Annotated in this window: 16 protein-coding genes, 1 pseudogene and 1 riboswitch; of the genes and pseudogenes, 11 read left to right on the top strand and 6 right to left on the bottom strand. The window is 70.4% G+C overall.

Annotation, left to right across the window (positions count from 1 at the left end; genetic code table 11):
• The first annotated feature begins 3 nt into the window (after window positions 1-3).
• The 5 genes from A4E84_RS40425 (at window position 4) to A4E84_RS06755 (ending at window position 4,874) form a co-directional block, all read left to right on the top strand.
• Complete coding sequence (locus A4E84_RS40425) at window positions 4-957, top strand: FHA domain-containing protein (RefSeq protein ID WP_079128888.1); 954 nt, start codon at window positions 4-6, stop codon at window positions 955-957.
• A gap of 53 nt (window positions 958-1,010) precedes the next feature.
• Window positions 1,011-1,748 carry a transcriptional regulator FtsR gene (gene ftsR, locus A4E84_RS06770; RefSeq protein ID WP_062925679.1) on the top strand — a complete coding sequence of 246 codons (738 nt, stop codon included), beginning with the start codon at window positions 1,011-1,013 and terminating at the stop codon, window positions 1,746-1,748.
• A gap of 84 nt (window positions 1,749-1,832) precedes the next feature.
• Window positions 1,833-2,306: a bifunctional nuclease family protein gene (locus A4E84_RS06765; RefSeq protein ID WP_003988851.1), complete on the top strand. Its 474-nt coding sequence runs from the start codon at window positions 1,833-1,835 to the stop codon at window positions 2,304-2,306.
• A gap of 295 nt (window positions 2,307-2,601) precedes the next feature.
• The gene (locus tag A4E84_RS06760; protein ID WP_079128887.1) at window positions 2,602-3,285 is read left to right on the top strand and encodes a MerR family transcriptional regulator; all 684 of its coding nucleotides are present in this window, start codon (window positions 2,602-2,604) and stop codon (window positions 3,283-3,285) included.
• Window positions 3,286-3,419: 134 nt separating this feature from the next.
• A complete protein-coding gene (locus A4E84_RS06755) occupies window positions 3,420-4,874 on the top strand; it encodes a DNA polymerase IV (RefSeq protein WP_062925677.1) in 1,455 nt (484 codons plus the stop codon).
• Here A4E84_RS06755 and A4E84_RS06750 read toward each other — a convergent pair.
• Window positions 4,793-5,167, bottom strand: coding sequence for a PRC-barrel domain-containing protein (locus A4E84_RS06750; RefSeq protein WP_062925676.1), 375 nt, complete (start codon window positions 5,165-5,167; stop codon window positions 4,793-4,795). The two genes, A4E84_RS06755 and A4E84_RS06750, sit on opposite strands and share 82 nt — an antisense overlap.
• A 113-nt stretch (window positions 5,168-5,280) precedes the next feature.
• Window positions 5,281-5,376, top strand: a riboswitch (glycine riboswitch).
• A gap of 175 nt (window positions 5,377-5,551) precedes the next feature.
• On the opposite strand from A4E84_RS06750, the gene gcvP reads away from it, so the two are divergent.
• Window positions 5,552-8,437, top strand: coding sequence for an aminomethyl-transferring glycine dehydrogenase (gene gcvP, locus A4E84_RS06745; RefSeq protein ID WP_062925675.1), 2,886 nt, complete (start codon window positions 5,552-5,554; stop codon window positions 8,435-8,437).
• 65 nt (window positions 8,438-8,502) lie between these two features.
• On the opposite strand, the pseudogene A4E84_RS06740 reads toward gcvP, so the two are convergent.
• Window positions 8,503-8,921, bottom strand: a pseudogene (locus A4E84_RS06740) (TOBE domain-containing protein).
• 76 nt (window positions 8,922-8,997) lie between these two features.
• On the bottom strand, window positions 8,998-9,393 hold the full coding sequence (locus tag A4E84_RS06735; RefSeq protein WP_062925674.1) for a TOBE domain-containing protein: 396 nt from the start codon (window positions 9,391-9,393) through the stop codon (window positions 8,998-9,000).
• A gap of 162 nt (window positions 9,394-9,555) precedes the next feature.
• On the opposite strand from A4E84_RS06735, the gene A4E84_RS06730 reads away from it, so the two are divergent.
• Window positions 9,556-10,113, top strand: coding sequence for a DUF1707 SHOCT-like domain-containing protein (locus A4E84_RS06730; RefSeq protein WP_335340824.1), 558 nt, complete (start codon window positions 9,556-9,558; stop codon window positions 10,111-10,113).
• A gap of 1 nt (window position 10,114) precedes the next feature.
• On the opposite strand, the gene A4E84_RS06725 is transcribed toward A4E84_RS06730, so the two are convergent.
• A complete protein-coding gene (locus tag A4E84_RS06725; protein ID WP_062925672.1) occupies window positions 10,115-12,094 on the bottom strand; it encodes an APC family permease in 1,980 nt (659 codons plus the stop codon).
• Between the two features lie 425 nt (window positions 12,095-12,519).
• On the opposite strand from A4E84_RS06725, the gene A4E84_RS06720 reads away from it, so the two are divergent.
• The 4 genes from A4E84_RS06720 (at window position 12,520) to A4E84_RS06705 (ending at window position 16,763) form a co-directional block, all read left to right on the top strand.
• Entirely contained in the window at window positions 12,520-13,812 is a 1,293-nt protein-coding gene (locus A4E84_RS06720; RefSeq protein ID WP_062925671.1) for an extracellular solute-binding protein, read from the top strand.
• A 6-nt stretch (window positions 13,813-13,818) separates the two neighbouring features.
• The gene (locus A4E84_RS06715) at window positions 13,819-14,820 is read left to right on the top strand and encodes a carbohydrate ABC transporter permease (protein ID WP_062925670.1); all 1,002 of its coding nucleotides are present in this window, start codon (window positions 13,819-13,821) and stop codon (window positions 14,818-14,820) included.
• Window positions 14,821-14,894: 74 nt separating this feature from the next.
• On the top strand, window positions 14,895-15,659 hold the full coding sequence (locus A4E84_RS06710) for a carbohydrate ABC transporter permease (protein ID WP_237524362.1): 765 nt from the start codon (window positions 14,895-14,897) through the stop codon (window positions 15,657-15,659).
• A 54-nt stretch (window positions 15,660-15,713) separates the two neighbouring features.
• Window positions 15,714-16,763, top strand: coding sequence for an endo-1,4-beta-xylanase (locus A4E84_RS06705; RefSeq protein ID WP_062925668.1), 1,050 nt, complete (start codon window positions 15,714-15,716; stop codon window positions 16,761-16,763).
• Between the two features lie 60 nt (window positions 16,764-16,823).
• Here A4E84_RS06705 and A4E84_RS06700 read toward each other — a convergent pair whose 3' ends face one another.
• Both A4E84_RS06700 and A4E84_RS06695 read right to left on the bottom strand, forming a co-directional pair.
• A complete protein-coding gene (locus A4E84_RS06700) occupies window positions 16,824-17,849 on the bottom strand; it encodes a LacI family DNA-binding transcriptional regulator (RefSeq protein WP_237304872.1) in 1,026 nt (341 codons plus the stop codon).
• Window positions 17,850-18,060: 211 nt separating this feature from the next.
• Complete coding sequence (locus A4E84_RS06695; RefSeq protein WP_062925666.1) at window positions 18,061-18,264, bottom strand: DUF5999 family protein; 204 nt, start codon at window positions 18,262-18,264, stop codon at window positions 18,061-18,063.
• Window positions 18,265-18,360: the final 96 nt, after the last annotated feature.

Raw genomic sequence — 18,360 nt, 5'->3', positions numbered from 1 at the left:
CGAATGGGCGGTGCGTGGTGGAAACTGTCTGGTGCAGACGGACGTTGTCAGGATGTCCGGGTCGGCCAGAGTGTTCAGTCAGGGTTCGTCCTGCCCCACGGGCGGGTCTGTTTCGGTCAAGGGGAATCGCCCGTGAAGTTGTTTGCGAAGTTGTTCGGCAAGAGCGCGCGAGAGGGCAGCGACAATGCGACCGCCCGCCATCGCGCACAGCCTGACGCGGAGGGCCAGCGGCCGCTGTTCCGGGACCAGGTCGGCGGCCCGGGCGGCGATGTTTCCGGTGGTCAGGGCGCGCCGTCGGTTGACCCTGCGCAGCCCGGCGGCATAGGTTTCGGGCAACCGTCAACCTCAAGTGCGGGTGGAGGGTTTTCCGACCCGTATGCGTCCAACGCCCCCGGTGGGCAGCCGCGGCAGGAGGATCCGATGTCGGCCCTGGTGTGTACGAGGTGCGGTAACCGCAACGCGGAGAACAGCCGTTTCTGCTCCAACTGCGGTGCGCCGCTGCGGGCGGGGGCGACGCCGGAGCGTCCGTCCGAGACGACCTCCACGATCTCCATCTCCGGTCTCGAGGCCTACGACAGCGAGACCACCGGCCAGACGCCGATGCCGACCCTGTCCCCGGAGGCTCAGGCCGCCGTCGAGGCACTGCCCCTGGGTTCGGCGCTCCTGGTGGTGCGCCGCGGCCCGAATTCGGGCAGCCGCTTCCTGCTGGACGGCGATCTGACCACGGCGGGCCGGCATCCGCAGAGCGACATCTTCCTGGACGACGTGACGGTGTCCCGACGCCACGTGGAGTTCCGCCGCGGTCAGGACGGTTCGTTCACGGTGGCCGACGTGGGCAGCCTGAACGGCACGTACGTGAACCGCGAGCGGATCGACCAGGTCGCTCTGAACAACGGCGACGAGGTGCAGATCGGCAAGTACCGGCTGGTCTTCTACGCTAGCCAGCGGGGCTACTGACCGGGCTCCGTCCCGGCAGACCCCAGCGAGGGTCCATCCGTCAGGGAAGGTCCATGCTGCAAAAACCGAGCGGCGGTGCCGGGCACGGCGCCGCCGCCACGGACAGTGGGCTGATGAGCATCGGCGCGGTGCTGAACGCGCTGCGCGACGAGTTCCCCGAAGTGACCATCTCCAAGATCCGCTTCCTGGAGTCGGAAGGGCTCATCGAGCCGCAGCGGACCCCGTCGGGGTACCGCAAGTTCAGCGCCCATGACGTCGAGCGCCTCGGTCACGTCCTGAGGATGCAGCGGGATCACTATCTGCCCCTGAAGGTGATCCGGGAGCACCTGTCGGCCATGGAGCGCGGTGAGGCCGTACCGCTGCCGGCCGTGGGCCGTCAGCGGGACGGAGAATCCGCTGCCGAGCCGCCCGAGGGGCCCACAGCGGCCAGGATCGGGCGTGAGGAGCTGCTCTCCGCCGCGGGTGTCGACGAGCAGGAGCTCAAGGAGTGGGAGTCCTACGGTCTCCTCACCCCACTGGAGGACGGGGCCTATGACGCCGAGGCGGTCACCGTCGCCCTCCTCGTCATCGAGCTCGGACGGTTCGGGATCGAGCCGCGGCACCTGCGGGCCATGAAGGCAGCCGCGGACCGTGAGGCCGGGCTCGTGGACCAGGTGGTGGCCCCGTTGAGGCGGCACCGCAACCCGCAGACCAGGGCTCATGCCGAGGCCCGCACCAAGGAGCTGGCGGGGCTCACGGTGAAGCTGCACGCCGCGCTGGTGCGGACGGCCCTCGGCGTGCGGCTGCCCTGAGGAGGTCGCGCGCAGGGAGCCGGATCAGGCGCCCGATACCGGCCCGACTACCCAAACGTCCCGAGCACGGCCTAGGGTTGCTGTGTGAACGAGCTCGATGTCGTAGGTGTCCGGGTCGAAATGCCCTCCAACCAACCGATCGTGCTGCTGCGTGAAGTGGGAGGCGACCGTTACCTCCCCATCTGGATCGGGCCGGGGGAGGCGACCGCGATCGCCTTCGCCCAGCAGGGCATGGCTCCCGCGCGGCCGCTGACTCACGACCTGTTCAAGGACGTGCTGGAAGCCGTCGGCCAGGAGCTCACGGAAGTGCGCATCACGGACCTGCGTGAGGGCGTCTTCTACGCGGAGCTGGTCTTCGCGAGCGGCGTCGAGGTGAGCGCCCGCCCGTCCGACGCCATAGCACTCGCGCTGCGCACCGGGACGCCGATCTACGGCAGTGACACGGTGCTCGACGACGCCGGCATCGCGATTCCGGACGAGCAGGAGGACGAGGTGGAGAAGTTCCGCGAGTTCCTCGACCAGATCTCCCCGGAGGACTTCGGCAGCAGCAGCCAGTGAGTGCCTCGGCAGGGGCAGCGGCCTGAGAAGGCGTGTGGGCGGCCCGGCGGACGACGTGGTCCGTGGTAGGGCCGCCCGCCGTATGTGTGACGGGTCAAAATGCCCGCATGTGCCGGTGGCGAGTGAGAGCGTCACACGGCTCGCGCCGGACACATTCGGCTAGCCTTTCCCCGCGGTGGGGCACGGGAAACCACTCTCAGGGTGATTATCACTCGGCGTGGCGAGTGTGGCGATCGTTGACGCACCCCTGGTGACTGCCTACCGTCGAGAAGGCAGGTCAAGGACGGAGGTCGGCGTGAGAAGCAGCGGCGACGGTACGGCTGGGGGCGGCCCCGAGCGCAGTCTCAGGGCGAGCGGTCCGTACCCTCCCCCCGGCTCCCGGCCCCTCCCGGGCGGGGGATGCCCCCAGCCCGGAGGCGCGGCCGAGCACGCTCCGCAGCGACCGACAGCGGTGCCGAGCAGCGGAGGGACGACGTCCATGGCGTCCGAGCAGATCGGCTATCGCGGCCCCACGGCCTGTGCGGCCGCCGGTATCACCTACCGGCAGTTGGACTACTGGGCCCGCACGGGGCTCGTCGAGCCGAGTGTGCGGCCCGCCTACGGGTCCGGGACGCAGCGGCTGTACAGCTTCCGGGACGTGGTCGTCCTGAAGATCGTCAAGCGGTTCCTCGACACCGGGGTGTCGCTGCAGAACATCCGTACGGCCGTCCACCACCTCCGGGAACGCGGTTTCAGTGATCTGGAGCGCATGACGCTGATGAGCGACGGCGCGACGGTCTACGAGTGCACCTCGCCCGACGAGGTCCATGCCCTGCTCCAAGGTGGCCAGGGTGTGTTCGGGATCGCCGTGGGTGTGGTGTGGCGGGACGTCGAGAGCGCGCTGTCTCAGCTGCACGGCGAGCGGATCGACACCGGCGAGACCCTGGTCGGCCCCAATCCTGCGGACGAGCTGGCGCGTCGGCGGAACCGGGCCGTCTGAGCCCTCCGGCAGCGCAGGACCGCACGCGAACGCAGGAGGCGGGACGTTTCCGCACCGGAGCGTAAGCGGTTTCCCGTGGGGCGTGCAGGGCGGTCGCGCGGGGCGTTGTCAGTGGCATGGGGCAGCATCGGAGTGTGAGAACCGCGCCCACGATCCTGCATCTCGACATGGATGCCTTCTTCGCCTCGGTGGAGCAGGCGTCCAAGCCGAGTCTGCGCGGTAAGGCCGTGGTGGTGGGAGGGCTCGGGCCCCGGGGCGTTGTGGCGACCGCGTCGTACGAGGCGCGGGTCTTCGGGGTGCATTCGGCGATGCCCATGGGGCAGGCCCGGCGGCTCGCGCCGAACGCCGCGTATCTCGTTCCGCGCTTCGATTTCTACCGGTCGATCAGCGAGCGGGTGATGGAGCTGCTGCGGGCGCTGTCGCCGCTGGTGGAGCCGCTGAGCCTGGACGAGGCGTTCGTGGACCTGGAGGCCGGCGACGTGGCCTGGGACGAGCGGTCGGCGCGGCTGGCCGGGGTGAAGCTGCGCGCGGACATACGCGCCGTCACGGGGCTCACCGGGTCGGTGGGCCTCGCCGCCTCCAAGATGCTCGCGAAGATCGCCTCGGAGGAGGCCAAGCCCGACGGGCTGGTGGTGATCGAGCCGGGGACGGAGCGGGCCATGCTCGGGCCGATGTCGGTGCGGACGCTGCCGGGGGTGGGGCCGGCCACGGGTGACCATCTGAGGCGGGCCGGGATCACCACGGTCGAGGAGATCGTCGAGGCGGGCGAGGACGAACTGGTCCGGCTGCTGGGGAAGGCGCACGGGCACGGGCTGTACGCCATGGCGCTGGCGCGCGACGACAGGCCCGTCGTGGCGGAGCGCGAGGCGAAGTCGGTGTCGGTCGAGGACACCTACGACGTCGACATCCACGACCGGATGCGGGTCGGGCTGGAGGTGCAGCGGCTCGCCGAGCGGTGCGTGCGGCGGCTGCGCGGGGCAGGGCTGTCCGGGCGGACGATCGTGCTGAAGGTGCGGCGGTACGACTTCTCGACGCTCACCCGCTCCGAGACGCTGCGCGGGCCCACGGACGATCCCGCAGTGATCCGCGAGGCGGCGGCCAGACTGCTGGACTCGGTCGACACGACCGGCGGGGTGCGGCTCCTCGGGGTGGGCGTCAGCGGGCTCGCCGACTACACCCAGGAGGACCTGTTCGCGCAGGCGGCGGGGGAGCGGGCGGTCGCGGAGGGCCCGGCCGAGGAGCACGCCGTGGCGCCGGCCGAGGTGCAGCCGTCGCTCGCCGAGCGGCGGTGGCCCGCCGGCCACGACGTGCGGCACACCGAGTTCGGGCACGGATGGGTGCAGGGCAGCGGTCTGGGGCGGGTCACCGTACGGTTCGAGACGCCCTCCTCGGCGCCTGGGCGCGTGCGGACCTTCCGGGTCGACGACCCGGATCTGCAGGCGGCGGATCCGCTGCCGTTGGTGTTACGAGGGCCCGAAGGAGGAAGCGAAGCACCCGGGGCGGGGGCTCAGGCCGTCTCGTCGGTGCCCGCCAGCTTGCCGAAGTCGTGGTCCGGCAGCGGGGGCGGGGCGGCGACGTCGAGACCGTAGTGGTGGTAGAGCTGCAGCTCCTGGTCCGGGGAGAGGTGGCGGCCCACCCCGAAGTCGGGGGCGTCCTTGATCAGGGCGCGTTCGAAGGGCACGTGCAGGGCGCCCTCGATCAGTTCACTGGGCTCCAGAGGGACGAAAGCGTCCCTGCTGAACAGGCCGGTCCGTATGGCCGCCCACTCCGGCTCGCCGGTGGCGTCGTCGAGGTAGACCTCGTCGATGGTGCCGATCCTGGTCCCGTTGCGGTCGAACGCCTTGCGGCCGATCAGGTTGCGCGGATCGATATCGGTTCGCACGGGCCCTCCACATGGTCGCACCTCATCCGTAAACACTACAAAACGGTACAAGTGGGGATGCGGCCACTCGAAGGTTCGTGCGTTGACCTCGCTGGTACGCTGGCAGCGGCTGTTGACCCCGTGCGGGAGAGTCCTCCGGACACCATCGGAGGCGCCGAAGGAGCAAATCCTCCCCGGAATCTCTCAGGCTCACGTACCGCACGGACGAGGTCACTCTGGAAAGCAGGGCGGGTGTCGACGGCTTCCGCTCTCACCGACGGTGAAAGCCGGAGGCCTTCGGGCGATCCGGTGAAGCTCTCAGGTTGAGATGACAGAGGGGGAGGCCGTCCGGGTACCCGTGCCGTGGTGCCCCTCGCAGGTCGTGTCGACCAGGAGGCCTCCGTAATGACCGCCCACCGCATTCCGCTCTCCGAGCTCGAAGAGGCAGTCCCCTTCGAGCAGCGCCACATCGGCCCCGACCACGAGGCCTGCGCCAAGATGCTCGCGCACGTCGGCTACGGCTCGCTGGACGAGCTCACGGCCGCCGCGGTCCCGGCCGTGATCAAGAGTGCCGAGGCGCTGGATCTTCCCGGCGCCCGCAGCGAGGCCGAGGTGATCGCCGAGCTGCGCTCCCTCGCCGACCGCAACGAGGTCCTCGGCTCCATGATCGGCCTCGGCTACTACGGCACGTTCACGCCGCCCGTCATCATGCGCAACGTCATGGAGAACCCGTCCTGGTACACGGCCTACACGCCGTACCAGCCGGAGATCTCGCAGGGCCGGCTCGAGGCGCTGCTCAACTTCCAGACGATGGTCGCCGAGCTGACCGGACTGCCGACCTCCGGTGCCTCCCTGCTCGACGAGGGCACCGCGGCCGCCGAGGCCATGGCGCTGTCGCGGCGGCTGGGCAAGAACAAGAAGGGCCTGTTCCTGATCGACGCGGACACGCTTCCGCAGACCATCGCCGTGATCCGGACCCGCGCCGAACCGACCGGAGTCGAGGTCGTCGTCGCCGACCTCAGCGAGGGCATCCCCGCCGAGATCGCCGAGCGCGAGATCAACGGCGTACTGATCCAGTACCCCGGCGCCTCCGGTGCCGTGCGGGACATCAAGCCGGTCATCGACGGGGCGCACGAACTCGGGGCGCTCGTCACCGTCGCCGCCGACCTGCTGGCGCTGACCCTGCTGAAGTCGCCCGGCGAGCTCGGGGCGGACATCGCCGTCGGGACGACGCAGCGCTTCGGCGTGCCCATGGGCTTCGGCGGACCGCACGCCGGATACATGGCGGTCCAGGACAAGATGGCGCGCAGCCTGCCCGGGCGGCTCGTCGGCGTGTCCGTGGACGCCGACGGGAACAAGGCCTACCGGCTGGCGTTGCAGACGCGTGAGCAGCACATCCGCCGTGAGAAGGCGACCAGCAACATCTGCACCGCGCAGGTGCTGCTCGCCGTCATGGCCGGCATGTACGCCGTCTACCACGGTCCGGAGGGCCTGAAGGGCATCGCGCGGCGCACCCACCGGTACGCCACCGTCCTCGCCGCCGGGCTCGCGCACGGCGGGGTCGAGGTCGTGCACGGCTCCTACTTCGACACCCTGACCGTGCGCGTCGAGGGCCGGGCCGCCGAGGCCGTGGCCGCAGCCCGTGACAACGGGGTCAACCTGCGCCTCGTCGACGCCGATCACGTCTCGATCGCCTGCGACGAGACCACGACGCGGGCCCAGGTGCGTGCCGTGTGGGCCGCCTTCGGGGTCGAGGGCGTCATCGAGGCGCTGGACGCGGCCACGGACGAAAGCCTCCCGGACACCCTGCTGCGGACCGACGACTACCTGACGCACCCCGTCTTCCACCAGCACCGCTCCGAGACCGCCATGCTGCGCTACCTGCGCAGGTTGGCCGACCGCGACTACGCGCTCGACCGGGGCATGATCCCGCTGGGCTCCTGCACCATGAAGCTCAACGCGACGACCGAGATGGAGCCGGTCACCTGGCCCGAGTTCGGGCAGCTGCACCCCTTCGCGCCCGCCGAGCAGGCCGGGGGCTACCTCACCCTCATCCACGAGCTGGAGGACCGGCTCGCCGAGGTCACCGGCTACGACAAGGTGTCCCTCCAGCCGAACGCCGGGTCCCAGGGCGAGCTGGCCGGACTGCTCGCCGTCCGCGGGTACCACCGGGCCAACGGGGACGAGCAGCGCACCGTGTGCCTGATCCCGTCGTCCGCGCACGGCACCAACGCCGCCAGCGCGGTGATGGCGGGCATGAAGGTCGTCGTCGTGAAGACCGCCGGGGACGGCGAGATCGACGTGGAGGACCTGCGGGCGAAGATCGAGCAGTACCGCGGCGAACTGGCCGTGCTGATGATCACCTACCCGTCCACCCACGGTGTGTTCGAGGAGCACGTGGCCGACATCTGTGCTCAGGTGCACGAGGCGGGCGGCCAGGTCTACGTCGACGGGGCCAACCTCAACGCGCTCGTCGGGCTCGCCAAGCCGGGGCACTTCGGCGGCGACGTCTCGCACCTGAACCTGCACAAGACCTTCTGCATCCCGCACGGCGGCGGCGGTCCCGGCGTCGGCCCGGTCGCGGTGCGCGAGCACCTCGCGCCCTACCTGCCGAACCACCCGCTGCAGCCCGAGGCCGGCCCGGAGACGGGCGTCGGCCCCATCTCGGCGGCTCCCTGGGGCTCGGCCGGCATCCTGCCCATCTCGTGGGCGTACGTCAGGCTCATGGGCGGTGAGGGGCTGAAGCGGGCCACGCAGGTGGCCGTGCTCAGCGCCAACTACATCGCCAAGCGGCTGGAGCCGCACTACCCGGTGCTCTACACCGGTCCCGGCGGGCTCGTCGCCCACGAGTGCATCATCGACCTGCGGCCGCTGACCAAGGCGACCGGCGTGAGCGTCGACGACATCGCCAAGCGGCTGATCGACTACGGCTTCCACGCGCCGACCATGTCGTTCCCGGTGGCCGGGACGCTGATGATCGAGCCGACCGAGTCGGAGGACCTGGCCGAGCTGGACCGCTTCTGCGAGGCGATGATCGCCATCCGCGCGGAGATCGAGAAGGTCGGCTCCGGAGAGTGGCCCGCGGACGACAACCCGCTGCGCGGCGCCCCGCACACCGCCGGCGCGCTCGCCGGGGAGTGGGAGCACGCCTACAGCCGTGAGGAGGCCGTCTTCCCGGCCGGGATGTCGACCGCCGACAAGTACTGGCCGCCGGTGCGCCGCATCGACCAGGCCTACGGCGACCGGAACCTGGTGTGCTCCTGCCCGCCGCTGGACGCGTACGAGGACTGATCGGCCGACCGGTCACAGGGGAGGGGCTCCGCGGTGCGGGGCCCCTCTCGCCGTCTCCCGGCGCGTCACGGGATGGCGAGTGACACCTCGGTCGCCTTGATCAGGGCGACGACGGGGCGCCGGGGGACAGGGCCAGGTCGTCCGCCGCGTCCCTGGTGATCGCGGCGGTCAGTTCGCCGCCCTCGACCGTGACGCGGACCGGCGCCATCGCGTCGTCCGCCGCGATGTCCGTGACCGTCCCGGGGAGCTGATTGCGGATCGACAGGCCCTCGATCGGCGCGGTGGCGAGGCAGACCTCCGTCGACTTCGTCAGGGCGTGCACGGCGGCGCCCGGGGAGAGACGGAGTTCTTCCGCGGCCTCGCGGGTGATCGCCGCGGTGAGGTCCTGGCCGCCGGTGAGGCGGACCCTGACCGTCGGCATGGCCCCGCCAGGAGTGACGGCGGTGACGGCGCCGGGGAGCTGGTTGCGGATGCTCAGGCCCATGGGTGCACGGTAGCCCGATGGCGGCGTTCGCCCTGGCAGGCGTGCGTGTGCGTCGCCTCCGCTTCCCCTCGGGGGCTCAGACGCGGTCGATGTGGACGTTCGTCGACTTCACGCGGGCCGTCGCCTCCATGCCGACCTCCAGGCCCAGCTCCTCCACCGCCTCGCGGGTGAGCAGCGAGACCAGCCGGTGCGGGCCGGCCTGGATCTCGACCTGGGCGGCTACGTCGCCGAGTTTGATCGCGGTGACGATGCCCGGGAACGCGTTGCGGGCCGAGGTGTACGGCGTGTCCTCCTCGGCGGAGCCGGACCGGGCCAGTTCGACCGAGAACGCGGCCAGGTCCCGCCCGTCGATGAGCCGACGCCCGGTCTCGTCGCGGTGGGTCGTGATGCGGCCCGCGTCCGCCCAGCGGCGGGCGGTGTCCGGGCTCACGCCGAGCAGCCGTGCTGCCTGGCCGATCGTGTAGGACTGCATGCCGGTCACGATAGGCGCGGGGGAAGGGAACGACGGATGCGGGGTTGGCCGTTGGGTATAACGCGATATAGCGTTAGTCGCGACTGGTGGCCGGGTGCATGCCCGGGGGATCGGGGTGGAGTGATGGCGGCGGAGGTCGTGCGGACCGGTGGATCGCCTGAGGTGAGGGCGTCGCACGCGGACCGGGACCGGACGGTGGATGTGCTGCGCGTCGCCGCGGGCGACGGCCGGCTCACCCTGGAAGAGCTCGACGAGCGGCTGGAGGCCGCGTTGTCCGCCCGGACGATGGGCGAGCTCGCCGTGCTGACGGAGGACCTGCCCGTGCCCGTCGGCGGCACGCCCGCCGGGGTCGATGGCGTGGTCCGGATCCGCCAGGAGGGGGCCTCGACCCGGCGGGGCGACGGCTGGGTGGTGCCGCGGCGGCTGGAGATCCGTTCGGCGTGGGGCGAGGTGACGCTCGACTTCACCGACGCGGTGATCACACACGACACCCTGGACATCGACCTGGACCTGCGCGCCGGCGCCCTGAGACTGCTGACCAGGCCGGGTGTCGTCGTGGACACCGACGGCCTGGTGATGAACCACTCGGCGCTCAAGGCGCGTCGGCCGGCCGACGCCCCCGTCCTGCTGCGGGTACGGATCACCGGCGAGGTCACCTACGGACAGCTCACGGTGCGCTCGCCGCGCAGGGGCTTCGGCAGGAGGAGTGCGACGGCCTGACTCAGCCCACGTGCACCCTCGGCCGCCGCCTGCGGTCCGGCTCCGCCTCGCGCAGCACCTCGCGGGTCACGGGGGCTACCTCGCCCTGGCCGAACAGGAAGAAGCGCAGGAAGTTGGCGAAGGGCCCGCCCTCGGTCCACTCGAAGTAGATGTGCGGGGTGCAGTCCGTCGAGTCGCGGACGTGCAGCAGCAGCGCGGCCAGGGCGTTGGGGATGGACGACGACTCCAGGGTGAGCACGCGGTAACGGCCGTGCAGCACCTCCCCGCATACGGTCAGGCCCGCCTCGAACTCGGACGGGTCGGTGACCGTCACCTCGACGAAGACGAAGTCCTCCTGGCCGGGTACGTCGTTGTCCTGCCGGATCTGCTCGATCTTGTCGCGGTACTCGGCGATGTCACGCCGGTCCGGCTCGTTGGCGATGAACCGCATCCGGCGGCTGGCCATGTCCCGGACGAAACGTTCCGCCATGTCGTCCAGCGTCACGCTGGTCACGCGGAGCTCGAACGCCCGGGCCAGCCGTGACAGCAGGGAGACCAGGATGATGCCGGCGATGAAGCAGGCGCCGATCTTCACGCCGTCCGGGCGTTCGATCACGTTGAGCACGGTCGTGTACAGGAACACGGCGGAGATCACCGCGAAGGCGACCGTCCAGTTCCGCTGCCGGGCCTTGCGGGCGGCGATGGTCACCGCTATCGCGGCGGAGCTGATGAGGACCAGCACGCCGGTGGCGTAGGCGCCGCCCTGGGCATTGACGTCGGCGTCGAAGATCCAGGTGACCAGGAAGGCGATCAGCGTGAAGACGATGACCATGGGCCGCACGGCGCGGGCCCAGTGCGGGGCCATGCCGTAGCGGGGCAGATAGCGCGGCATCAGATTGAGCAGGCCGGCCATCGCGGAAGCGCCGGCGAACCACAGGATGGCGATCGTCGAGGCGTCGTAGACGGTGCCGAAGGTGTTGCCCAGGTAGTCGTGCGCGAGGTACGCGAGGGCACGGCCGTTGGCCTGGCCGCCCGACTCGAACTCCTTCTCCGGGATGAGGAGGGTGGTGATGAAGCTGGTGGTGATCAGAAAGACGCTCATGATCAGCGCGGCGGTGGTGAGCAGCTTCTTCGTGTCGCGGATGCGGCCGGCCGGCCGGACCTCGGTGTCGTCCGGGTCGCCCTTGACGTGCGGCATCACGGCGACGCCCGTCTCGAACCCGGACAGACCGAGCGCCAGTTTCGGGAAGACGAGCAGGGCGACGCCGATCATGGCGAAGACGTTGCTGTGCTGGGTGGTGAGGGCGCTCGACCAGTCGGTGACCACATGGCCCGCGGTGACGACGTGGTAGAGGCCGACCACCACCACGACCAGGTTCAGCGCGAGGTAGGCACCGACGAGGGCGACCGCGACGCCGATCGCCTCCAGGAAGCCCTTGAGGAACACCGCGCCGAGCAGCGCCACCAGGACCAGGGTGATCAGCATCTGCTGGTCGTGCAGGACGCCGGTCAGATGCGGGTTCTCCACGAGGTGGGTGGAGGCGTCGGCGGCCGACAGGGTGATGGTGATGAGGAAGTCGGTGGCGGCGAAGCCCAGCAGGGTCAGCACGAACAACTTGCCCTGCCAGAAGGAGAGCAGCCTCTCCAGCATCGCGATCGACCCCTCGCCGCGGGGGCTCTCCTCGGCCACCCGGCGGTAGACGGGCAGGGCGCCGGCCAGCGTGACGACGACGAGGACGATGGTCGCGATCGGCGACAGCAGTCCGGCGGCGAGGGCCGCGATCCCCGGCTGGTAGCCGAGGGTCGAGAAGTAGTCGACGCCGGTCAGGCACATCACCCGCCACCAGCGCTGGCCCCGGTGCGGGGGCTCCGGCTCGGCATGGGGCCCGGTGTGGCCGCCGGCCTTGCCCATGTCGGACAGGCCCTCCAGCATCCAGGTGCGCAGACGGCTGGGTGAAGTGGGCTCCGGACGGCTCGGTGCCGGGTGCTCGGTGGTGGCCATCGACGTGCTCCCGATGTGCGGCTCGGCGTGGTTCCGGCCATCACTGGACGGCCCGATCAGCGTAAGCGGAGCGTGATGCCGTGGCCCCTGAATGTGGGGGCCGTGAGCGTCAAGCTTCCGTTAAGACTCGCGGCCGGGGCGGACGCGGAGGTGAAAACGCGAGCTGAGAGCGCGTGGGACGGCTCGGCTCGCCCGATGTGGGGGAGTTCGGCCTCCGACCGTCGACCGGACACCCTGTGTGATCGCGACCGGGCTGGCTTCGTAACGTTCGTCTGGGAAGTCGAATGTTTCGTCATCGCATCACGTCCATGCCCCGACGCAAGATTCAGCGTGCACAAGGGGTTGCCACCGTTTACCCGCTGTCTCTAGGGTGCGGCAGCAGCGAACCTTTCTGGAACTACTTCGAAACTTTCGAGGAGCGCATGATGGGCGACCCCGCACTGTCCCGCCGCGGCTTCCTGGCGTCCTCCGCCGCGGCCGGTCTGGGGATGACGGCACTGACCGCATGCGGCGGGGACTCCGACGGAGGGTCGTCCGGGACGACCACGATCGAGTGGTGGAACATCTCCACCACCGAGCCGTCCAAGACCGTCTGGGCCGCCCTCGCCCGGAAGTTCGAGGCGCAGAACCCCAAGGTCAAGGTAAAGATCGTTCAGATGGAGAACGACGCCTACAAGTCGAAGATGACGGCCCTGACCGCCTCCGGAAAGCTGCCCGACATCTTCCACACCTGGGGCGGCGGCGTGCTGAAGCAGCAGGTCGACGCCGGGCTCGTCGAGAACCTCACGGACAGCACCAAACCGTGGGGCGATGCCCTGCTGCCGGTCGCCAAAGAGCCTTACCTGCTCGACGACCAGGTCTACGGCATCCCGTTCGACATCGGCATGATCGGCTTCTGGTACAACAAGGCGCTCTTCGAGAAGGCCGGCATCCCCCAGCCCCCGACCACCTGGGACGGCTTCCTCGACGCCGTACGCAAGCTCAAGGCCGCCGAGGTCACCCCGCTGGCGCTGGCCGGCAAGGAGAAGTGGCCCGGCATGTACTACTGGGCCTACCTGGCGATGCGCACCGCCGGCGCGGCAGCCCTCCAGAAGGCTTACGACGACAAGGACTTCACCGGCGCCCCCTTCGTCGAGGCGGGCGAACACCTGGAGGAACTCGTCGGACTCCAGCCGTTCCAGAAGGGCTTCCTCGGCGCCGCCTACTCCTCACCCACCGGCCAGGCCGCCACCGTCGGCAACGGCAAGGCGGCGATGGAGCTCATGGGCCAGTGGGCGCCCACGGTCCAGGCCGACGCGGGCAAGGGCCTCGGCAAGGACCTCGGCTTCTTCCCGTTCCCGGCGGTCGAGGGCGGCAAGGGTGCCATCACCGAGGTGTTCGGCGGAGGCGGCGGACACGCCCTGCGCCGGGGAGCCCCGCAGGAGGCCGTCGACTTCCTCAAGTTCTTCGCGTCCGAGGCGACCGACCTGGAACTGGTCAAGAAGACCGGCGTCCTGCCCGTCGTGCCCGCGGCCGAGAGAGCCATCGCCGACCCCAACATCAAGGCCGTACAGGCCCAGCTGAAGGCGGCCACCGGCTTCCAGCTCTACCTCGACCAGGCGTACGCGCCCGCCGTCGGCCAGGAGGTCAACGACAGTGTGGCCGCGCTCATCGCCGGCTCCAAGTCGCCCGGACAGGTCGCCCAGTCGATCACGAAGACCGCTGAGGAAGAGCAGTAGCCGGCGATGACCTCCACGTTCCTGCCGGACAAACGGACCGGCCCCGGCGCCGGTTCCCCGCCCCCGGCCGCCGGCCGGCGGCCCCCGGGACGGGCCCGGCGACGCGCGCTGCACTGGCTCACCGCGGCCGGCTTCCAGCTCCCGGCCCTGGTGCTGTTCATGGGGCTCGTGCTGCTGCCGATGCTGTTCGCCCTGTACGCCGCGTTCTTCCGCTGGGGCGGCTTCGGTATGCCCTCCGACTACATCGGTGGCGAGAACTTCAGCCGGCTCCTCCAGGACGACGTCTTCCTCGGCGACCTGTGGCGCTGCCTGGTCCTGGTGGTGCTGTCGCTCGCCCTCCAGCTGCCGTTCGCGCTCGCCATGGCCGTGCTGCTCAACCAGCGGATGCGCGGCCGGGCCGTCTACCGGATGCTGTTCTTCGCCCCCTACGTCCTGTCCGAGGCCATCACCGGAATCCTCTTCGGCATGATCTTCGCCCCGGACGACGGCTTCGCCGACCAGGTCCTCGGCAAGGTCGGCCTCGACGGGCTGGGCGGGGAGTGGTTCGCCGATCCGTCCACCGTCATGGCGACCCTCTTCCTGGTCATGACCTGGAAGTACTTCGGCTTCCACATGATGCTGTACCTCGCCGGACTGCAGGCCGTCCCCCGGGAGCTGACCGAGGCGGCGCTCATCGACGGGGCGAGTGCCTGGCAGCGGTTCCGCAACGTCACCCTGCCGCTGCTCGCGCCCACCCTGCGCATCAGCGTGTTTCTGTCGGTCATCGGGGCGATTCAGCTCTTCGACCTGGTGTGGGTCACCACCGCGGGCGGTCCCGACCACCACTCCGAGACCATGGCCGTGACCATGTTCCAGTACGGCTTCAAGCGCTATCAGGTCGGCTACGCCAGCGCGATCAGCGTGGTCATGTTCGGCATCAGCCTCGTCTTCGCCCTCGCCTACCAGCGATTCGTGCTCCGGCGCGACCTCGAAGGGGCCACCACGACCATGCGGGGAGACGGAAAGTGACCGCCAGTCAGAAGACTCGTGGGGGCGGCAGGGCCTGGGGCCTGCACCTCGTCCTCACCGCAGTGGGCGCGGTCATGGCCGTCCCTCTGCTCTACGCCGTGCTCTCCGGCTTCAAATCCACCGACGAGCTCTCCCGCAACCCGGTCGGTCTGCCCGAGTCGTGGGTGACCTCCAACTACACCCAGATCCTCGGCTCGGGGGATTTCTGGCGGCTGATCGGCAACAGCACGCTGATCGCGGTGGGCACGACCGTCCTGATCGTCGCCGTCTCCGCCCTGTCGGCGTTCTCCTTCGCGCGTTTCGCCTTCCGGGGCCGGGAGGCGCTGTTCACGCTGTTCACCATGGGGCTGATGTTCCCCTTCGCGGTGGCGGCCCTGCCGCTCTTCCTGCTGCTGCGCTCCCTGGACCTGCTGGACAATCCACTCGGCGTGATCCTCCCGCAGGCCGCCTTCGGGCTGCCCATGACCATCATCATCCTGCGGGGGTTCTTCCGGCAGATCCCCGGTGAGCTGGAGGAGGCGGCCACGCTCGACGGGTGCAGCTCGTTCGGCTTCTTCTGGCGGGTGCTGCTGCCCATGGCCCGGCCCGCGCTCGGCACCGTCTCCGTGCTGGCCGTCGTCACCAGCTGGAACAACTTCTTCCTGCCGCTGCTGGTGTTCACCGACGCGCAGTGGTGGACGCTGCCGATCGGCGTCCAGCAGTTCCAGGGGCAGTACTCCGCCGAGTACGCCAAGGTCTTCGCCTATCTGGTGCTGGCCATGGTGCCCGCACTCGCCTTCTACTCGGTCGCCGAGCGTCAGCTTGTCGGCGGCCTCACCGCCGGCGCCACCAAGGGCTGACGCGCTCCGCCACCGTACGGCTCTGCCCACCCACCTGTCGTGAGGAGTCGCACCATGCGCACCACCCGTCCGAGACTCGCCGGCGCCGTCGCCGCGCTCCTGGTCGCCGCCGGCATCGCAGCCGGCACCCCCGCCCACGCGGGTCACCAGCAGCCCACCCTCGCCGACCTCGCCCAGCGGCACGGCCGCTACTTCGGCAGCGCCACCGACAACCCCGAGCTCGTGGACGGGCCGTACAAGGCCCTGCTCGGCAGCGAGTTCGACCAGATCACACCCGGCAACGGCATGAAGTGGTACGCGACCGAGCCCCAGCAGGGCGTCTTCGACTTCTCCCAGGGCGACGAGATCGTGAACCTCGCCCGGGCCAACCGGCAGAAGGTACGCGGCCACACCCTGGTCTGGCACAGCCAGCTGCCCGGCTGGCTCACGAGCAGGGAGTGGACGGCCCCGGAGCTGAGGGCCGTGCTGAAGAAGCACATCCAGGCGGAGGTACGGCACTACCGGGGCAAGGTGTTCGCCTGGGACGTCGTCAACGAGGCGTTCAACGAGGACGGTACGTACCGGGAGTCGGTCTTCTACAAGACGCTCGGCCCCGGCTACATCGCCGACGCGCTGCGCTGGGCGCATCAGGCCGATCCGCGGGTCAAGCTGTACCTCAACGACTACAACATCGAGGCGACCGGTCCGAAGAGCGACGCCTACTACCGGCTGGCCAAGGAGTTGAAGGCCGCGGGCGTCCCGTTGCACGGCATCGGCCTCCAGGCCCATCTGGCCCTGCAGTACGGCTATCCGGCCACCCTGGAGGACAACCTCCGCCGCTTCTCCCGGCTGGGCCTCGACACCGCGCTCACCGAGGTCGACATCCGGATGCAGCTGCCCGCGACCGAGGAGAAGCTGGCCCAGCAGGCCGAGTGGTACAGCGACCTGACCGAGGCGTGCCTGGCGGTCCGCCGTTGCGTCGGAGTCACCCTGTGGGACTACACCGACAAGTACTCCTGGATCCCGGCGTTCTTCCCGGGCGAGGGTGCGGCCCTGCCGTGGGACGAGGAACTGCGGCGCAAGCCGGCGTACTTCGCGATACGTGAGGCGCTCGGCGGGCGGTAGCGGGGGAGGACGGCGCCCTGCCCGACAGGGGGTGGCGGGGCGCCGTTCCTCAAGCCGGAGTCAGGCGGGAGGCGCGGTACTCGCCCGTACCACCAGGTCGGTGCCCAGTTCCACCCGCGGTGAATCCGGCTGCTCGTCGCGGGTCAGCCGGAGCACCGTGCGCACGGCCAGTTTGCCCATGTCGGCCAGGGGCTGGCGGACCGTCGTCAGCGGCGGAGCCGACCAGCGGACTTCCGGGAGGTCGTCGAAGCCGACCACGCTCATGTCCTGCGGCACCCGCAGCCCGCGCCGGCGCAGCGCCTCGATCGCGCCGAGTGCCATCTGGTCGCTGGCCGCGAACAGGGCGGTCGGCGGCTCGGGGAGGTCGAGCAGGGTGGTGCAGGCGGTGAATCCGGACTCGGGGCGGAAGTCGCCGGGGACGACGAGGGACCCGTCCGGCGTGATGCCGGCGCCCTCCAGGGCCGCGCGGTAGCCGTCCAGACGGGCCCGGGAACACAGCAGGCGGGGCGGGCCCGCGATCAGGCCGATCCGGCGGTGGCCGAGGGCCAGCAGATGTTCGGTGGCAGCGAGGCCGCCCGACCAGTTCGCCGCGCCGATCGTGGGGGCGTCCAGGGTGGGGGAGCCCGCGGGGTCGACGACCACCAGGGGTACGCCGAGGATCCGCAGCTCCTCGTGCAGCGTGGGCTCCAGGGCCGACGTCACGAGGATGACGCCGTCGGAGGCGCGGGCCCTCAGATTGCGCATCCACTCGCGGGCGTCGCCCGAGCGCCCGTGGATGGCCGACACCACCGTGCCCACCCCGGCGGCGTGCGCGACCTCCTCGACCCCGCGGATGATCTCCACGGCCCAAGGGCTGTCGAGGTCGTTGAAGACCAGGTCGAGCAGGGCGGCACGGGCGCCCGGGGCCGCGGGACGCCTGCGGTAGCCGTGGCGGCGCAGGAGGTCCTCGACCCGGGCCCGGGTCTGCGGCGACACGTCGGACCGGCCGTTGACGACCCGGGAGACCGTCGGTACGGACACGCCGGCCTGCCGGGCGATCTCCGTGATCGTGACCTTGCCCTCGGCGTCGGCCCCACGAGCTCCCACTTGCCCCACCTCCGTCGACGGGTGACCGCGAAACTTCCAGGAGTCTTCCGGAAAACGGGCGTCCGTGGGAAGGCGTACGGGCCGGGAACGGCACGTCGCGAGGGGTGACGGTGAGTGACGGCATCCGGACATGCGTCGGGGCCGGTTCGCAGGGCGTCCTGCGGGCCGGCCCCTCATGTGTGCCGGCGGGGCGTCGCCCCGCCGAGCGGCCTCAGGCGGCCGTCATCACCTGGTCGGCCAGCGGACGGTGCGGAGCGATGGCCCGGCCGTCCGGCAGGAGCTCGCCGGTGTCCTCGAAGAGCACCACGCCGTTGCACAGCAGGCTCCAGCCCTGCTCCGGGTGGTGCGCCACGAGGCGGGCGGATTCCCGGTCGGCGGATTCTGCTGAAGGGCACTGGGTCTGGTGCTGGCACATGGGTGGGATCTTTCGCTGGGTCGAGATGGACGATGAGACTGAGCTGGCTGAGTCTGCTGACGTGTCTGTTCCGCGGCTAGAAGTGTCGTTCATGGC

The sequence above is a fragment of the Streptomyces qaidamensis genome (genome assembly GCF_001611795.1).
GTDB classification, from domain to species: Bacteria; Actinomycetota; Actinomycetes; order Streptomycetales; family Streptomycetaceae; genus Streptomyces; species Streptomyces qaidamensis.
Note: the sequence above shows the minus strand (reverse complement) of the source record. Positions and strands in the feature narration are given on the sequence as shown.

Bases quoted from the DNA above. Each gene is read 5' to 3' on its own strand.
- A4E84_RS40425 (WP_079128888.1), top strand. From the start codon at position 4: ATGGGCGGTGCGTGGTGGAAACTGTCTGGTGCAGACGGACGTTGTCAG.
- ftsR (WP_062925679.1), top strand. From the start codon at position 1,011: ATGCTGCAAAAACCGAGCGGCGGTGCCGGGCACGGCGCCGCCGCCACG.
- gcvP (WP_062925675.1), top strand. From the start codon at position 5,552: ATGACCGCCCACCGCATTCCGCTCTCCGAGCTCGAAGAGGCAGTCCCC.
- A4E84_RS06735 (WP_062925674.1), bottom strand. From the start codon at position 9,393: ATGCAGTCCTACACGATCGGCCAGGCAGCACGGCTGCTCGGCGTGAGC.
- A4E84_RS06725 (WP_062925672.1), bottom strand. From the start codon at position 12,094: ATGGCCACCACCGAGCACCCGGCACCGAGCCGTCCGGAGCCCACTTCA.
- A4E84_RS06720 (WP_062925671.1), top strand. From the start codon at position 12,520: ATGGGCGACCCCGCACTGTCCCGCCGCGGCTTCCTGGCGTCCTCCGCC.
- A4E84_RS06715 (WP_062925670.1), top strand. From the start codon at position 13,819: ATGACCTCCACGTTCCTGCCGGACAAACGGACCGGCCCCGGCGCCGGT.
- A4E84_RS06710 (WP_237524362.1), top strand. From the start codon at position 14,895: ATGGCCGTCCCTCTGCTCTACGCCGTGCTCTCCGGCTTCAAATCCACC.
- A4E84_RS06705 (WP_062925668.1), top strand. From the start codon at position 15,714: ATGCGCACCACCCGTCCGAGACTCGCCGGCGCCGTCGCCGCGCTCCTG.
- A4E84_RS06695 (WP_062925666.1), bottom strand. From the start codon at position 18,264: ATGTGCCAGCACCAGACCCAGTGCCCTTCAGCAGAATCCGCCGACCGG.